A 15,910-nucleotide genomic window follows, 5' to 3' on the forward strand; every position below is an offset into this window, starting at 1 on the left:
GCGCTCATGACAGACACGCGACGCTTGACCCGGTACCCGGGCCAGGCCCTGGGCTGGGCTGGGCTGGGCTGGGCTGGGCTGGGCTGGGCTGGGCTGGGCACAGAGTACGTCCGGGTTGTGAATGTGCGGCCCGTCCCATGAGCGCTCTGCGGCGGGTAGGTGTGAGCGAGGCGTCTGTGGCCACTCGGGCATGGGTTGGGACAGCAGCCCCTGGTGTCCCTTCGCCGCCGCGGTGGCGAGGGGACACCGCCTGCGGCGGGTGCGAAAATGTGAATACGAGGGGCTGGCGCCGCTTTGGCGGGGCAATCGTTTTTACGGCCCTGTTCCCGGTTTCAGAGGACTCTGTCATGCAGCCGTCGCGTGAACCGTCCGCCCCGGACGATCCTCAGAACGAGGAGAAGATGGCCCGGCTGCAAGAGGAGAACGCGCAGTTGCGGCAGGCGGTCGATTCCCATGCAGTGATCGACCAGGCGATCGGCGTGCTCATGGCGGTGTACCGGACACCCCCGGCCGACGGGTGGCACGTGCTACGCGAGGTCTCACAGCACGCCAACGTCAAACTTCATGCAGTCGCCGACGAGATCACCGGCTGGGCCCTGGGCGCACGACCGATGTCGGCGCCGGTGCACAGAGAACTAGAGGCCGCCCTGCAAAGCTGGCGGCTCAGCGACTCCTGCCGCCTGTCCCAGGAGAACGGACATGCGTGACCTGGGAGTGAACGCATCCGTCAAGGACGCAGGCCGGGCAAGGTGAGTGCGCGGCGCGCAACGGCCGTTCCGGTCCGTTCGTGCTCGCGACCTGGGCGGACGGTTACACGGCTCTGCCGCATCAGCCGTATGGGGGACACAGACTGAGCGCCACCCGCAAGCACACGGCCTCCATCAGGCAGTCGTGTCAGCTATACCGGGGCCGGTACCCCGACTGCACGCCGTCCTAGGTCAGGGGCAGCACGGGAGGGGCCCGCCAAAGTGTTCTTTGGCGGGCCCCTCCCGTGCTGCGGCGTGGGGTCAGATGCCCCGGTGGGTCTCGTAGTAGCCGCCGACCTGCTGGTGGTAGCCGGCGTCACCGAGGTGCTTGTCCTTGTCAAACTCCGGGGAGTCCTTGATCTGGTCCTTGGTGAGGCCGACGTAGATCTTGCGCTCGTCCGGGTCGACCGTGCGCACGGTGCCGGCGGGCAGCAGGACGTGCTTGCCGAAGATCCACACGCCGGTGTCGACGACGAGGTAGGCGGAGTCGACGTCGTCCGAGTGCTTGTCGACCTTGCCGATGCTGCCGTCGGTGGCCTCGACCTTGTAGCCGGTCAGGTCGGTGCCCGCGGTGTAGCCGGTGGTCGGCTGGTAGCCCCAGATGCTGTCACTCATATTGCACGGCTCCCTTGCAGAGATTCGCTACGTCCCACAGCTATACCGCGGGTTCGCTTTTCCGGAACGCCTTCCAATAGGTGACGTCCCCTCAGAATGCCGGGTGCCCCGGCCTTCGCGGCTCACACCTTCGCGTCCTGAAAAGACGGGACGGCCGGAGACGGCGTGCTGGAGGCCGTGGTTCCCGGCGTCACGGCCGTCTCCGGCCGTTTACTTCCTGTACCACGGATCGACAGGAAAACCGCTCCCCTCACGACAGCAGCACCAGAACGCCGCCAGGGGGGTCCCGACGCCTTGGCGTCGGGACCCCCCTGGCGGATGGGCTGTTGGGGGCCGCCTACCAGCGGTACCAGCGGCCGCGCTTGCCACCGCTGGTGGGACGGATCACGAACCCGAGGACCCACACGATCAGCACGATGACCGCGATCCACCACAGGGCCTTGAGTGCGAAACCGGCACCGAAAAGGATCAGAGCAAGAAGAAGAACAAGCAGAACGGGAACCATAGTTATCAACCTCCGACCCACCGTGTATCCCGCGAATCGATCTTCACTCCTGCGGATCTTATATAGTTTTTATAACGCCGATGACTGCGACTGACCGTGCCACAGACCGTCAGGTTTGGAAATGCCGCCGGGGGTCACACGCAGGGCGAACGTGAATTCCGAGCGAGGCAGGAGTGAATGGCTGCGGACGAGAAGGCTCAGGCCAAGGGCGAGCAGGCCAAGGGCAAGGTCAAGAAGGCTGTCGGCGGGGCTGTCGGCAACGAGCGCCTGAAGGCCGAAGGGCAGGCCGAGGAGTCCAAGGGCGACCTGCGCGCGGCCAAGGAAAAGGCCAAGGACGCGATCAAGCCCAAGTAGGCCGCACCACCACAGATCCCGGGCATCACACGACGCCCGGGATCTGTGCTGTCTCGCACTGCTCCAACCGCTGCCCCTCCACACTCGTCCTCCTGGTGCTGCCGCCTGGCCATGTGGTTGCCGGGCGGAGCCGCAGTAGTGCGGTCAGGGTTGTTGCGGGGACGCTGCGGAGGCGTCGGCGAGGTTGGCGCCGGTGTCGGCGGTGCGCCGGGAGGTGTCGGTGCCGTGCCAGTCCAGGCAGATGACGGTCGCGTCGTCCGTCAGGTGGCCTTCGCCGGCTTCGAGGACCGCGCCGATCAGGGCACGGGCGGCCTCTCGCGGATGAAGGTCCCGGGTACCGACGATCGCGCCGGGGAGATCCAGGGCTTTGGCGTGGCGTTCGAGCATGCCGTCGCTGAGCAGCACCAGCCGGTCGCCGGGCCGCAGGTCGAGTGTCTGCGCCCGGTAGTCGTGCAACGGGTGGAAGCCGAAGGGAAGGTCGACCTTGGGAGTGATCTCTTCCACCCGGCCGTCGCGCAGCCGCAGCGGCCAGGGGTGGCCCGCGTTGACGAACTCGGTTGTGCCGTCGGGCAGATTGATGCGCAGGAGCTGACCGGTCACGTATCCCGTCCGGTCGTGCTCCCGCAGCGCCTTGTCGGCCTGGAACGCCTGTTCCACCAGGTCGGCGCCTGCTCGTCGGGCCCGGCGCAGGGCGCTGACAGCCAGCGTGGCCAGCATCGCGGCGGCCACGTCGTGGCCCATGGCGTCGGTGATCGACAACTGCACGGTGTCGCGGTCCAGGACGTAGTCGAAGGTGTCGCCTCCGACGTGGTCCGCGGGTTCGAGCGCTCCGGCGACCGCGAACTGGGCTCCCTCGCACGTCAGCGACGACGGAAGCAGGCGGTGCTGGATCTCTGCGGCCAGACTCAGCGGCAGGGTGCGCCGGCCCCACTGGTACAGGTCGGTGAAGGGCCGGTTGGCGATGACGATGTACGCCAGCGCGTGCGCCGCCTCACCGATCTCCTCCAACACCCGCGCATCCGGCGCCACCGGCAGGTAGAGCTCCAGCAGCCCGATGGCATCCCCGCGGTTGGTCACTGGTGCCACGATCCGTGCTTGCCCGCCGGTGTGCTCCACCGTGGGACGCTGGGTGCGGATCACGTCGTCGTAGACGGTTCCCGCCAACGGGATCCGCCGAGCCCGCTCACCTGTGTCGACAGTGCCGGCAGCTCCCAGGCGGACCACCGAGCTTCCGGTGAAGTCGGTGATCAGAAACGACACCGAGAGCGCCCCGAGCCGCTTCTGCAGGATCCGGGCGACCACATCAAGTGATTCCACCGGCGGCGCGCTCTCGGCCGCCTGCAACAGTTCCGCCGCCGTCGTCGCGGCGCCATCGTGACCTCCGCGCACATCCCGGCGCGAAGGCCGCCCGGCGTCGGTGTCCGATTCACCCAGGGTCACTCCGGCACCTCACTCCACGATGGCGCCCAGGCAACCAACCCCAGGCATGGCAGGTCCGCGCCGAGGATGACACGGACAGCACATCGTGCCACGGGAGCCCAACGCCGCCGCAGGAGGTCCTCAGCCCTGTCCGCTGCCCGGGACGCCCCCAGCCGCTGCACGAGGCGCGTGCGGTGCCGCTCACCCAGGTCGGGACACTGCAGGCTGAGACCGGCACCGCCCCGGTCGGCGCGGTCGCCGGTGATGCCGCTGCAGCGGAAACAGCAGGCGTCGGTGGCCCGGCGCAAAGCTGGGCAGGTTGATGTGCGCCACCAAGCCTGCCCGCCGTCCGGCGGGAATCCAGTCACGACAGTCATGGCACTGACGCGGGACCCCCGGAGGCAGCAGCGCTGGGCCGCAGCGGCAGGTTGCGACCGTCGTGATGCCGGGCCCTACCTCCACGACCGTGGCCGGCCCTTCTGCGAGATCGGCCACGATGGGCAGCGGACACTCCAGCGCACCGTCAAGGATTTCCAGGTCAGTGCGGCAGATGCTGGACGACTCGATGCGCATCAGGACCTCACGGGGCCCACGGCCTGGACGAGCGCCGCCTCATCCCGGCGCGGCGGCAACATAGCCCAGGATCGCCGGTTGGCCAAACCGGCGATCCCGCGGACCATAGATACTCCACCGCCACTACCTGCTCGGACGTCGAAAGAAGCCACCCACACCCTCAAACACGACACCAAGCTCAGCCAGTCGAGTGAGATGCGCAGCCGTAGCCGTTCACGCGGCCGCGTAGCTCGCCCGGAACAGATCCTGCGCCCGCTCCACGTCCCGCGGCGTCCGTAGCTGGACCTCTAGATCGCCCGTCCCGTGGTGCCCGAGACCCGACACGTCCCGGGTGAAACCCGGAACGAGGTCGACATCCTTCGGGTCGACCTTCAGGTAGACCAGCAGCTTGCTGCGCTGCGGCGGGCACAGGCAGGCGAAGTTCCGCAGCCGCTGATACGCCCGGTACTGCTTGCGCTCCACGCGGTTCACACCGTCCCCGAGCCCGAGCAGGACCTCGTCGACAGCGCCCGCCAACTCCATCATCGCCGCACCTCGGACGTCGACCGCTGCCTGGGCAACGGACTGGCGCCGCGCCCGGCGGCCCATCGCCATGCCACCGCTCACGGAGGCAACCGTCTCAAGGCCGAGCAGGTCACTGCCGAAGAGTCGGTAGCGGACCAGGTCGATCGAGCGCCGGTGCTCACGCACAGCGTGCACGTCGTAGCGGGTGAAGTCGCCGGCGACGCAGATCAGGCGCGGGCCGCTCCACAGGACCTGGGACGCGGCCGTCACCCCGAGCCGGTCGCGGACCAGGCGCTCGAACTCCGCTCGGTGGTCCATCAGCCAGGCCAGGTAGAACAGGCCCTGGTTGATCACGCCGGCATCCGTGCCGCGCTTGTACTCGACGATGCACGGCGAGCCGTTCTCGTCCAGCCCGAGCGAATCGATTCGGCCCCCGTGCACCGGTCCGGTGCTGTACTCGCTCGCCAGGAACCGGACGCCCAGCAACGTCTCCATGTGCGCCTCGACGAGACCCTGCACATCGGCTTCGACCTCAGCAAGACGCGGCGTGACCTCGGTCATGCCGGCATGCGCCACGTCCCTACGGAACAATTTCAGGCCCGACACCTTCCCCTCCTCGGCTTGATGATCACCAACGCCAAGCAGGGGCGGGATTATTTCCGCGAGAAGCCCCAGAGCCACGACCGTAACGTGAGACCCTGAGTACAGACGACCGGAGAGCACCCACGTCCCCCGGTCACCGGGAACCAGCAATTCCCCCATGCGTCCCCCACGCTCCGGGAGACAGCACCGAGAGACTACGTTTCCCCAGGTCAGCCCCCGTAGCTCAGTGGATAGAGCACGTGCCTTCTAAGCGCCTGCTCTGAGTTCTTGCACCCAAAGCCCCAACTTCGACACCGCCCACATCGCCGAGTCCGGCACGCAGGACAAGGTCGCCCAAGCTAATGGCGGAATAGCCGAAGCCATACCCAACAAGGGGGCTCACCGTCCTCAACGCCCCCCATTTCACGGCCGTAACGCGCGCCGACGCCCACGTCACCACCTACGGCATGGACGCTCCGTCGGCATCCCTGCCACCGAGATCGCCTTCAAGGGCCAGGGCTGGCCCTCCTACGCGGGCGTCCCTCCCGAGGAAGCGGTCTCTTTCTGATCGCCGTCATCTGGCGAGGTGGCAGCCTTCACAACCGCCCCCAGGAGGTCTGTGACGGTGTTTCGATATGCCTCCGCAAGTTCGGCAAGCACTTCGATAACAGCGGCCGTGCCGGGTTCGTCGGCATCGGCATCGGCTGCAAGGAGACCAAGCCAGAGACGGCCGGGTCACCTCGGCTCGCGCGGAGAGCAGCCCGACGTGCTCGCCCTCGACTTCGAGGACTACGGTTCACCTCCGCTCGAGCGGAGGTGAACCGACCTGCCCGGTGTCGTAGGAGCGGCCGTCGGCGTCCTCTCCGCGCGAGCGGAGGTGGGTTGCCCCCGCGACGTCGTCGACTCGCTCGGACGACTCCCGGTGGTCCCCGCGCACGCGGGGTTGATCCCAGTCCCGCGCGTGACGGGTGTGGGTCCAAGACGTGATCTCTGCGCACGCGGGGCTGGTCCCGAAGTCGCTCTTCCCGTCCATTGTTGACGAGCTCGCATGGGCGTACAGAACTGAAAGGGCACCCGTCAGCAGCGAGAGTCCTCTGGGACTTTTCTGGGACTTCCGGCCCCATCAGTCGGCACGAACGTGAAAGCAGCTGAAAGTTCATTCGCGCAGGTCAGCGGTCATCAATCACGCATCGCGGCAGGTCACCGCGTCGGCTGGTCTCTTCCGGGACATCTGATCTGCACGATCCGGCGGGCCCCGCATTGAGCGTCACCAGCCCTCGGCGTCACATCGTCGCTCGCAGCTTTGACGCCACCTGACCTGCCCAATGCACACCTGACACCCCATCAGAACGAGCGTCAAATGAGCGTCACGAGCGTCATTTCAGCGTCAAGATATCGCCTGTAACGCCCACACCGCACATAATGCGCACGACCAAAACCACAGGTCAGGCGCCCTTTTTGACCGGTTCAAGGATGGCCACGCACTCCACATGATGCATCATCGGAAACAGTTCAAATGGAACTCGCTTCTCGCTCGTGGAGCTCGCCAGCAGATCGAGCCGGAGCCAGCGACGTCACGCGCCAGTCCTCGTCGCTGGCGGGGAGGGCACAGTCAAGCGTCACCGAGCCGCGTTGCTATACCACCTCCGAGAGGGCCGCTGGGTCTTCAAGCCCCACGCTACGAGCGGCGAGGGTCACATCGTCCCGCGAGAGCGGAGCCAAGCCGACCGCTGCCACACGGTCCTCCGGCCAGAGCCGCGCAAGGTCCGCTGGGCCTTGGGACGACGTCGGCGAAGGTCGAGGGGGTGCGTTCCGGGGCCAGGCGTCTGGCAGAACGCGGGTGGCTCCTGCTGGAAGCATCGACGATGTTCAGTGCCGGCCTGCGGCCCGTGGCCGTGCTGGACGCCGGCTCATCCACGTGACCGTCTACCACCGGATCACCGCCTCGCCGCTGGGCGGCAACGTCTCGTAGTCCCGGGCCAGACGGCGGGAGTTCATCAACCATGCGAACGTGCGCTCTGCCACCCGGTGTCTGGGGAGCACCACGAACCTGTCATGTCGTCGGTGCACTTGACGATCACCAAGGTCAGGGCGAGTTTACCCACGGGAGACCAGTGCCGGGCATGCCGGGCATGCCGGGCATGCCGGGCATGCCCGGCATGCCCGGCATGCGAGCTACAGGAACTCGCTCCGGTAGATCGACGCCAACTCGGCGGCTCGGTGGCGGCGTTCGGCGAGTTCGTTGTCCGACAGCTGCGGGGGCGGTGCGCCTTTGCCGACGACGACGTCACCGATGCGTGTGAAGTACTCGTCCTGGCCGGCGGGGGTGCACATGCACAGCATGCGGGCGGGCGCACCCGATGCGTTGCGGAAGTTGTGCGGCGCGTTGGCCGGGATGTTGATCGTGGACCCGGCCCGTACGGTGTGGTTTTCGCCGCGGAATGTGAACTCGATCTCGCCCTCGAGGACCGTGAACATCTCCTCGAAGTCGTGCCGGTGCGGCGGCGGGCCGCCACCGTCGGGGATACGCATGTCGATCAGGCAGTATCGGCCGTCGGTCTGCTCGCCGGTGATCAGCATGCCGTAGGTGTTGCCCACCAGTGAGATGTACGTCGTGCCGGGGTCGTCAGGGTTCGCCATGGTCAGCGAGCGCGACGGATCGTCGTCGGGGATCATCGGGGTCGTCTCCTTCACAGCGCAGTCAGGTGGGCCAGTCAGGCGCCGGGCGTGACGACGACCTTGCCGCTGGGCAGTACACCCGCGGCAGCGTCGGCGTGCAGGGCCGGCAGCTCGGCCAGCGGCACCCGCCGGGCGACCTCGACGCGCAGCTCGCCGCCGTCGATCAGCTCCACCAGGTGCGACAGCTGCTCCGCGTCGCTGCGGACGAACAGGTCGATGCCGCGTACGTTGCGCTCCTCGTCGGTGGGAGCGGGCATCCACACGGTGGTGTTCACCAGGACACCGCCGGGGCGGATCAGGCCGAGGAGCGCGGCCAGTTGTGCCGGTTCGACCGGCGCGAGGTTGAGTACGACGTCGACCGGCTGGCTAACCGCTGCGACGACGTCGGCGGTCGTGTGGTCGATGATGTCGTCCGCGCCCGCGTCCGTGACGCGTCGGCTGCTGTGCGGACCCGCCGTGGCGATCACGTGGGCGCTGGCCTGCTTGGCCAACTGCACGGCGTAGCCGCCGACCGCTCCGCCCGCACCGTTGATCAGCACGCGCTGTCCGGCGGTCAGCTTGGCGTGCTCGAACAGCGCCTGCCATGCGGTCAGGCCCACCAGCGGCAGCGCGGCCGCGTCGGACAGCGCGACGCTCTTGGGCGCGGGCGTCAGGGACTCAGCCGGTGCCAGAACGTATTCCGCTGCGGCGCCGGGTCCCGCCATCGGCAGGAAGCCGATGACCTGCTCCCCGGCCTGGATGCCGGTCATGCCTTCGCCGAGCGCGTCGACCGTGCCGGCGACGTCGATGCCGGGTGTGTGCGGCAGCGTCACAGGGATCGGCCCCTGCATGAAACCGGCGCGAATGTTGGCGTCGACCGGGTTGAACGACGTCGCCGCGACACGGACCCGCACCTGCCCGGCGCCTGGATTCGGCTGTTCCACATCCTCGTAGCGCAGGACATCGGGGTCGCCGTACTGGTGGAAGCGCACTGCCTTCATAGTTCTTCTCACTTTCGCCCGCGAGGTCGCGGTCGCCCCTGCGCCGCGCGTGAGATCAAGACTGAAAACACGGTGGCTGCGACGCCAGGCACGGTCGGCAGGCGGTAGATCGTCGTGGAGGTTGAATCGCCACCAAGCGTAGGAACGGGCATACATAGAACGGGTGTACCTTCACGACACGGAATGGGATTACGACGACATCCTCAAGGGGGCGGAGGGCGCATGACGAGCAGGCCGCGTTTTCCTGGCCCTGCCACCAAGGTGGGTACGTTCAACGTCGACGCCGACTCCACCGGCACCGGTCGGGGCACGTGGGAGCCGTTCATCGACACCTGGAACGACCGTATGGGAGACCTGTACCCGCTGCCGGAATTCAGCGCTTCCACCGTCGACGGCTTCCAGGGCTCGATGCGCTCGGTGACGCTGGAAGACACCGCCGTCAACGAGCTCTGGGCATCGTCACCCGTGAGCACCCGGGCAGTCGGGAGGTACGAGCACGATGAGATCAGGTTGTACGTCGGGTTGCGCGGTGTGGTGGCCCTACAGGACCCGCATGATCAGGGCGGTGACGCGTACGTTTCGGCCGGCACCTACTTCATGCACCACGTCGTGACGGAGAACCACTTCCACACCACGCCCGTGATCGGCACCCGCATTTTCATCTTTCCCGGCGACGCCCTGCGGCCCCTGGTCGCCGGGAAACCGCGCACCGGTCAGGCCACATCGCCCGTGGCGCAGATCCTCATGGCGCACACCAGCATGGTGCAGCGGACCGTGAGCGGCCTCGGCCCGGCGGGAGCGCACGCGTCCCGCAACGCCCTGCTGGAACTCGCCAAAGGGCTGATCCTCGACCACTTCGACGACCGCGAGCCCGCCTTCACCCCGGCGCTGGCGCAGGCGGCCAAGGACCTGGCAGATGCTCGGCTCACCGACGCCGAGTTGTCGCCGGCCGCAGTCGCCGCGCAACTGCACGTCTCCGTCCGGACCCTGCAACGGTCCTTCGCGAGTGTGGACGAGTCGTTCAGCGCCTACATCCGCCGCCGACGCCTGGAGGAAGCGGCCGCGGCACTCACCGTCTCCGGGGCACGGCTCACCGTCTCCGAGGCGGCCGCGCGTTGGCACTTCACCGACAGCAGCCACTTCATCCGCGCTTTCAAGAAGCAATACCACGCGACACCAACACAATTCGCACGCCGCCTGACGTAACGCCCCACCCGGCCGCCGCGCGGAGCAGCGCCGGGAAGGCCGCGAAGCTCTCCACCACGTGCTTCGGTGTGACCACGCGGCTACCCATCAGTGCCGGCTGGCGGCCCGTGGCCGTGCCAGACGCCGGCTCATCCGCGTAATCATCGACCACCGGATCATCGCGTCGCTGGTAGCGGGCAGAGTTTCGTCATCGGACGCATCCCCGACGGCGGCGGCCACAAGGTTCGCTGTACGAGGGCGGGGCAGCCCTCGACCGATAGCGCTGGCGCCCTGGCTGCCGCCCGGCGAGCCCACCGGGCACCTGCGGGGCAAGCGCGCCGTCGTACTGCACGGCACCCGCGACCGGATCACCAGTGCCGACGCGTCCGCCGACTACGTCCGCCGAGCACGGACGCAGCAGACCCGCGCCGGCATCATCCTCGTCCGCCGAGGCGACCACGCCATGCTCCGCCGCTCCCCCCTGTGGCACCGCACCGTCGCCGAACTCGTCGGCGGCCTCCTGCACCCGAGCGAGCAGCTCACGGGCCGGGCCGCCGCGAGCTGCCTGTCCACCGGGCCGATCTTCCTGTAGGCATCACGGCGGCCGAGGGGGTCAGCCGGTCACATGCCCCGGCCGAGGTTGGCGCAGGTGTTCCCGAAGGCCGGGTTGAGCAGAGCGATCACGTTGACCGAGTTGCCGCAGGCGTTGACGGGGATGTGCACCGGGATCTGGATGACGTTGCCGGACAGCACGCCCGGAGATCCCACGGCCGCCCCCTGGGCGCCCGCGTCGGCGGACGCCACGGCGGCACCGCCCAGCACCACGGCGCCGGACGCGGCCAGCAGGGCAGCACCGCGCATCACGCGAGACATCATGTTCTTCTCCTTCACAGAGCCGGGATCGGCGGATCCGGCCGCCGTCCGACGCGCTGTTCGCCTCGGACGGCGGTAATCCGGGCCCGCGCCGCCCATGGACGGGTCTCTCGGCTCGTATTCACCCGAAAGGCGCAGCAAGCGATTCATATGGGGGACACGGCGCTGCTGATCGACGGGAACATCGGGATCGGCGGCGCGCCCCGCGTGCTGCTGTGGCGGATCAGAGGCCTCGTCCATGGCCGGGGACTGCTCATCGTGGAGTGCGTCGAGAGCGACGTGGACGAGTGCCGCCGTGTCCGCATGCACGCCGGGCAGCGGCCCGTCGGGCCCTTCTTCTCCTGGGCGACCGTCGGTTCCCCCGCCCTGGTCCGGTACGCCCTGACGTCGGGCTGGACGGTCGCCGAGCAGTGGACCCCCTCTTCGACGGAACGTCACTTCGTCGCTCTGCGCGCCCGCGCCTGAGTCCGACGTGCCCTGCGCTGCGGCCGCAGGTGCAGCCAGGTCCGCACGGCCCAGACCAGGGCAGAGGCCAGGAACGAGGCGGCGCTGATCAGCAGCCAACGCGCCAGAAACCCGTCAGCGGACAGGCTGGTATCGGCTGTGTAGTGGCCGCCCCGACGCAGGATCAGCGGCCACCACACAAGGAGCAGCAGCCCTGAGACGAACGCCGGCACCCGTAGGTAGTTGACGCTCTGCCGGTGCGTGCTTCCGTCCGGTACCCCTCCAGCCCGAAACAGCGACTGGGCGGCGCGATCGGTAAGCGAGTAGCAGGGCAGCAGGACCAGGTCGTGCAGCAGGGCGGCACCCACGAACCACAACACCACCCCGAGGGTGTCCCCCTTCAGCAGGCGAATCCCCGCGTAGAGGGCGACCGCGAAGGAGGCGAGGACGAGGACGAGATGAAGGGGGGAGGCGGCGTAGCGGCTGCGGAAGGCGTCGGTCAAACGCTTCACGCGTGCTCCCCGAAGGTGAGACGGCTGACCCATTTGGTGTTGTGCACCCCCGGAGCGCCCGGGATGATCACGCGCGCCGGGAAGCCGTGGTCAGGTGACAGGTCGGCGCCGTTCACCCGCATCGCGAGCAGGGAACGGTCATCGCGGGCCTGGTTGGCCGCAAGCACCACAGAGGAGAACGCGCCGCCGCGCTGAACCGACTCCACCAGCACCTGAGGAGTGTCCGTGCCGAGTCCCACCAACGCGGCCAGATCCGTGAGGCGCACACCTGACCACTGCTGGTCGGGGGTGGACCAGCCCTCCACACAGGCGATCGGTAGCGCGGAGTCATGCTGCGGCATGGTCAGCAGCATCTCCCGGGTGAGCACCTCCTGGCGGCCCGCGCCGCGAACGGTCAGGCGCCAGGCGGGACCGACGTCGCTGGGCCGGATACCGACCGAGGCGGCTGTCTTGTTGATCTGAAAGCCATTCGGCCCTGAACCAGGATCCCGACCATGCGGTGCCAGCAGGGCCGTCCTGCGCCACCAGCCTCCGATGCTCTGCCCTGCCGTGACCGCCAGCAGGGCAAGCGAGCCGGCCCCGACCATGGCGACCGCTCCTCGCCGGGAGATCGTCGCGGGTGCGGGACGCGGTGTCACGAGTCCCGCCGCTTCCCTTGAGCCGGGTACCGGACGGGAGCGGTGTCCGGCCCGGACACCGCGCACCGCGCGGGAGAACCGAAAGGCGACATGGATGGCGAACGCGCCGATGAACACCCAAGCGCCGTAGAAGTGCAGTGGGTAAAATGATCCGGGGAAGACATAGTCCAGCTGGATGTTGAGGATCCCGGTGGCGAAGGTGAACCCGGCACCGCCCACGAGGAAGAGCAGCGACAACCGCTCCAGGGCGTTGCTGACGGAGCGGACCGGCGGCCACTCGAACAGTTTCGGGATCACCGACCACAGCTTCGCCAGAAGCACCGGGACGAGGACCACACCCAGGACGACGTGCGTGCCCTGGGTCAGGCGGTACAACCAGTACGGCGAAGTGGGCCACGTGAACAGGTAGAATCCCAGCCAGCCCTTGTCCGGAGTCGGATCGTTGCGTGCGGCAAGGTCTGGGTTGTAGGCCGCGTACGACAACAGACCCGTGACGAAGAGCGTCGTGATCCCCACCAGCAGCACCAGTCCGAACACGCCGGTTAGCCACGGACCGCGCAGGGGGCTGCGCCAGAATCCCGGTCGCGCGGGTCCGGGCGGCGGCTCCGCCGACCGCACCCGGTCACCAAGGTCGCGGAGTCGTTCGCGGGCCTTCACACGCGACGGCGTCGACCTCGGGGGGACCGTGCGCGGTCGCTGAGAGGATCTGTCTTCCGGCCGGTCGGGCCTGCCGTCGCTCGCCGCCACTCGAAGCCTCCACCAATTCACCTTGAAACGGACCCAGCCGACATAAGTGCTGGGGTGAACATCCCGCACCCGGTGCCCGGACCGGCACCGCGACACGCCCGGTTCAGCGCTCGGTACTCCGCCGAGGCCGGCCGGGCCTTGGTGGAAAGAGACCAGCGCCGGGACGTTCAGCGGCGGATGAGCGGTGTGGAGGAGGTTGTGGCTGCAGTCTGAGGCTGCACTTCGCCGGGGCGGAATGGGTGTCGGACGGATGGCAGTCGGGTGGGCCACCACAGGCGCGGGCCCGCTTCGAGGACGAGGGCGGGAAGCAGGAGGAGGCGGACGAAGAGGGTGTCGAGGAGGATGCCCACGGCGATGATGATGCCGATCTGCACCAGGTAGCGCAGCGGCATCACGGTGAGGGCGGCGAAGGTTGCGGCGAGGATGACGCCCGCGGAACTGATGACGCCGCCGGTGGCGGTGACTCCCCGGAGAGTGCCGCTGCGGTGACCCGCCGACAGGGACTCCTCGCGCACCCGGTGCATGAGGAAGATGTTGTAGTCGACGCCCAGAGCGATGAGGAAGACGAAGGAGAACAGGATCAGGGACGGCTCCGTCAGGGCGGAGCCGTAGGCGAGACGGAAGATCACCGCCGAGATGCCGAGCGCGGCGAGGAAGTTGGCCACCGCGGCACCCGCGAGGAGCAGAGGGAGGGCCAGACTGCGCAGGAGGGCGGCCAGCAGAATGACGACGATGATCAGCACGGCTGGCATCACGCGAAGCTCGTCGTCCTGCGCGGCCTTTTGCAGGTCGTGCACCTGAGCCGGGTACCCGCCGACGTCCGCGTGCTGGCTCCGCACAGCACTGGCGGCCTGGCGCACGCGTTCCACGGTCTGCTGGGCGCGCTCGCTGTCGGGTGCGCTGTCGAGCGTAGCCTGGATCACCGCACGACTTGCCGCAGGCGCCGCGCCCTTGATCACCTGTGCTTCTGCCACGCCCTTCGTGGAGACGATCCGTTCTCGCACCTCTTGGACGGCGGAACTGCTCGTGAGAATGATCAGGGGACTGCCCGTGCCGGCGGGAAAGTGCGCCTCGACTGCTGACTGGGCGCGTACGGAAGGAGCTTGCGCGCCGAGTGCCTGGGCCAGTGGCACACCCAGGGGAGCCAGGAACCCGGCCAGGGCCGCGCAGCCCGCCAGCGCGGTGAGCCCGAGCAGCCATACGGCGCGAGTGCGACGGCCAACGATCTCTGTCGCATACGACCAGATACGTTGACTTCTCCGGCTGTGGTGGGGTTCGCGAGGGCCAGGTGTCGCGCGCGCTCCCAGAAGCGCCGCAGCAGGGACGAATGTGAGCGCGGACAGAACGCAGCAGCCCATCGCCACGGCACCGGCCGGCGCGAGGGAGCGGTTCGAGGGCAGACCGCTGAAGAGAAGCGCGGCCATCGCGCACGCCACGGTTGCTCCGCTCGCGGTGATCGGCGCCCAGTTCGCCGCCCAGGCCACGCGCATGGCCTGGGCGCGGGGCATCGATTGCGCGAACTCGCGGTAACGGGACAGGAGCAGGAGACCGTAGTCGGTGGTCGCGCCGATGACGAGAACCGACAGAATGCCCTGCGTCTGGCCGTCGACCGCGACCCACCCGCGAGCCTGCATCGCGTACAGGGCCGCGCTGCTCAGTGTCAGCGCTAGGACACCGGAGGCGATGACCACCAGCGGCATCAGCAGACTCCGGTAGACCCACATAAGGATGCCACCCACCATGATGAGGGTGATGGCCAGGAGCCTGCCGTCGATCCCCTCGAAGGACGCCGTCAGGTCTACCTGTGCTGGAGCGGGGCCCGCCAGTTCGACCCGGGAGCCGGGCACCGTCCTCGCGGCCCGCCTGATCCGCTCCAACGTGGCACCCAGCCGAGCCTCGTCAGGATCGTTCAGAGTGACGACGCAGAGGAGGGACCGCCCGGTGCGGGATGCGGTGACCGGCCCGGAAGAGGCCAGCGAGGCGGGCAGTGAAGACAGGGCACGCCGCGCTGCGCTCTCCGAGAGCGTCCTGGAGTGACGCCCCGTGCGATCGGTCCGGTCGACGGCGTCCCACACCAGAACCACCGGCAGTCCATCCGGCTCACTCCCGGCTTCGAGTTCTTCGGCCACCCGACTCGATTCGGCATCGGCGGGCAGCGTTGCCGAGGGCCGTTGCGTGGCTGCAGACCCGAGCCGGAAAGGAAAACCCGCTGTGCTCACCCCCGCGGCCAACCAGACGACGACGATCAGCAACGGCAGCTTCACGCCGATGAAAGACCCGCGGAGCAAACGCACGGCACCACCTCACACTTGTGAACCAACCGGTCACGGCCCGCGGAGAGGCTCGGGCAAAACCTCCAGACGCACTACTGCTCCTCGTCGGGCTCACGCGCCCTTTCCCCTGGCTATCCGAGGCGAATCCCCACCCCGGCTTGGTGGTGCCGCGCGTATTCACACGATCGGAGGCAGGAGCCGGCACCCGAACACCCGGAAGGTCGCTCCGTTCAGGGGTGGCAGTACCTGACGCCCTGTCCGGCCGGAGCCTTTTGTCCCGA

At 68.3% G+C, this 15,910-nt stretch carries 15 protein-coding genes and 1 pseudogene; 5 read left to right on the top strand and 11 right to left on the bottom strand.

Translation table 11 applies throughout. The annotated features are described in order from the left end of the window. The first annotated feature begins 347 nt into the window (after positions 1–347). A complete protein-coding gene (locus tag ACIQOE_RS07675) occupies positions 348–707 on the top strand; it encodes an ANTAR domain-containing protein (RefSeq protein WP_401410329.1) in 360 nt (119 codons plus the stop codon). Positions 708–1,007: 300 nt separating this feature from the next. On the opposite strand, the gene ACIQOE_RS07680 is transcribed toward ACIQOE_RS07675, so the two are convergent. Then, positions 1,008–1,361, bottom strand: a complete 354-nt coding sequence (locus tag ACIQOE_RS07680) for a PRC-barrel domain-containing protein (RefSeq protein ID WP_399013449.1) — start codon at positions 1,359–1,361, stop codon at positions 1,008–1,010. Positions 1,362–1,698: 337 nt separating this feature from the next. After that, positions 1,699–1,866, bottom strand: a complete 168-nt coding sequence (locus ACIQOE_RS07685) for a hydrophobic protein (protein ID WP_351313579.1) — start codon at positions 1,864–1,866, stop codon at positions 1,699–1,701. Between the two features lie 177 nt (positions 1,867–2,043). On the opposite strand from ACIQOE_RS07685, the gene ACIQOE_RS07690 reads away from it, so the two are divergent. Further along, a complete protein-coding gene (locus ACIQOE_RS07690) occupies positions 2,044–2,220 on the top strand; it encodes a CsbD family protein (RefSeq protein WP_401410332.1) in 177 nt (58 codons plus the stop codon). 144 nt (positions 2,221–2,364) lie between these two features. Here the strand turns inward: ACIQOE_RS07690 and ACIQOE_RS07695 are convergent, their stop codons facing one another. The 5 genes and pseudogenes from ACIQOE_RS07695 to ACIQOE_RS07715 form a co-directional block, all read right to left on the bottom strand. Further along, the gene (locus ACIQOE_RS07695) at positions 2,365–3,537 is read right to left on the bottom strand and encodes a PP2C family protein-serine/threonine phosphatase (RefSeq protein WP_401410334.1); all 1,173 of its coding nucleotides are present in this window, start codon (positions 3,535–3,537) and stop codon (positions 2,365–2,367) included. A 303-nt stretch (positions 3,538–3,840) separates the two neighbouring features. After that, positions 3,841–4,218 (bottom strand): annotated as a pseudogene (locus ACIQOE_RS07700) (hypothetical protein); the annotation flags it as partial. A 207-nt stretch (positions 4,219–4,425) separates the two neighbouring features. Then, on the bottom strand, positions 4,426–5,322 hold the full coding sequence (locus ACIQOE_RS07705; protein ID WP_401411532.1) for a DUF5655 domain-containing protein: 897 nt from the start codon (positions 5,320–5,322) through the stop codon (positions 4,426–4,428). A 2,151-nt stretch (positions 5,323–7,473) separates the two neighbouring features. Continuing rightward, positions 7,474–7,974, bottom strand: coding sequence for a cupin domain-containing protein (locus ACIQOE_RS07710; RefSeq protein WP_401410336.1), 501 nt, complete (start codon positions 7,972–7,974; stop codon positions 7,474–7,476). Between the two features lie 38 nt (positions 7,975–8,012). Then, entirely contained in the window at positions 8,013–8,957 is a 945-nt protein-coding gene (locus ACIQOE_RS07715; RefSeq protein ID WP_401410338.1) for an NADP-dependent oxidoreductase, read from the bottom strand. Between the two features lie 222 nt (positions 8,958–9,179). Between ACIQOE_RS07715 and ACIQOE_RS07720 the strand changes: the two genes are divergently transcribed. After that, entirely contained in the window at positions 9,180–10,163 is a 984-nt protein-coding gene (locus ACIQOE_RS07720) for a helix-turn-helix domain-containing protein (protein ID WP_401410340.1), read from the top strand. Between the two features lie 442 nt (positions 10,164–10,605). Further along, positions 10,606–10,734 carry a hypothetical protein gene (locus tag ACIQOE_RS07725; protein WP_401410342.1) on the top strand — a complete coding sequence of 43 codons (129 nt, stop codon included), beginning with the start codon at positions 10,606–10,608 and terminating at the stop codon, positions 10,732–10,734. 29 nt (positions 10,735–10,763) lie between these two features. On the opposite strand, the gene ACIQOE_RS07730 is transcribed toward ACIQOE_RS07725, so the two are convergent. Beyond that, the gene (locus tag ACIQOE_RS07730) at positions 10,764–11,015 is read right to left on the bottom strand and encodes a chaplin (protein WP_363020516.1); all 252 of its coding nucleotides are present in this window, start codon (positions 11,013–11,015) and stop codon (positions 10,764–10,766) included. A gap of 150 nt (positions 11,016–11,165) precedes the next feature. Here ACIQOE_RS07730 and ACIQOE_RS07735 point away from each other — a divergent pair, with 150 nt between their 5' ends. Then, positions 11,166–11,480, top strand: a complete 315-nt coding sequence (locus tag ACIQOE_RS07735; protein ID WP_401410344.1) for a hypothetical protein — start codon at positions 11,166–11,168, stop codon at positions 11,478–11,480. Here the strand turns inward: ACIQOE_RS07735 and ACIQOE_RS07740 are convergent. The 3 genes from ACIQOE_RS07740 to ACIQOE_RS07750 all read right to left on the bottom strand — a co-directional run bounded on the left by ACIQOE_RS07740 (position 11,450) and on the right by ACIQOE_RS07750 (position 15,650). Beyond that, positions 11,450–12,004, bottom strand: a complete 555-nt coding sequence (locus ACIQOE_RS07740; RefSeq protein ID WP_401410346.1) for a hypothetical protein — start codon at positions 12,002–12,004, stop codon at positions 11,450–11,452. The two genes, ACIQOE_RS07735 and ACIQOE_RS07740, sit on opposite strands and share 31 nt — an antisense overlap. Further along, a complete protein-coding gene (locus ACIQOE_RS07745) occupies positions 11,968–13,227 on the bottom strand; it encodes a molybdopterin-dependent oxidoreductase (protein ID WP_401411534.1) in 1,260 nt (419 codons plus the stop codon). The genes ACIQOE_RS07740 and ACIQOE_RS07745 overlap by 37 nt, the downstream gene beginning before the upstream one ends. Positions 13,228–13,523: 296 nt before the next feature. Further along, positions 13,524–15,650 (bottom strand): MMPL family transporter, encoded by a 2,127-nt coding sequence (locus ACIQOE_RS07750; protein WP_401410348.1) that lies wholly within the window; start codon positions 15,648–15,650, stop codon positions 13,524–13,526. Positions 15,651–15,910: the final 260 nt, after the last annotated feature.

Origin of the sequence: Streptomyces sp. NPDC091282, from assembly GCF_044757385.1 — a bacterium.
In the GTDB taxonomy this organism is placed as follows: Bacteria; Actinomycetota; Actinomycetes; order Streptomycetales; family Streptomycetaceae; genus Streptomyces; species Streptomyces gramineus.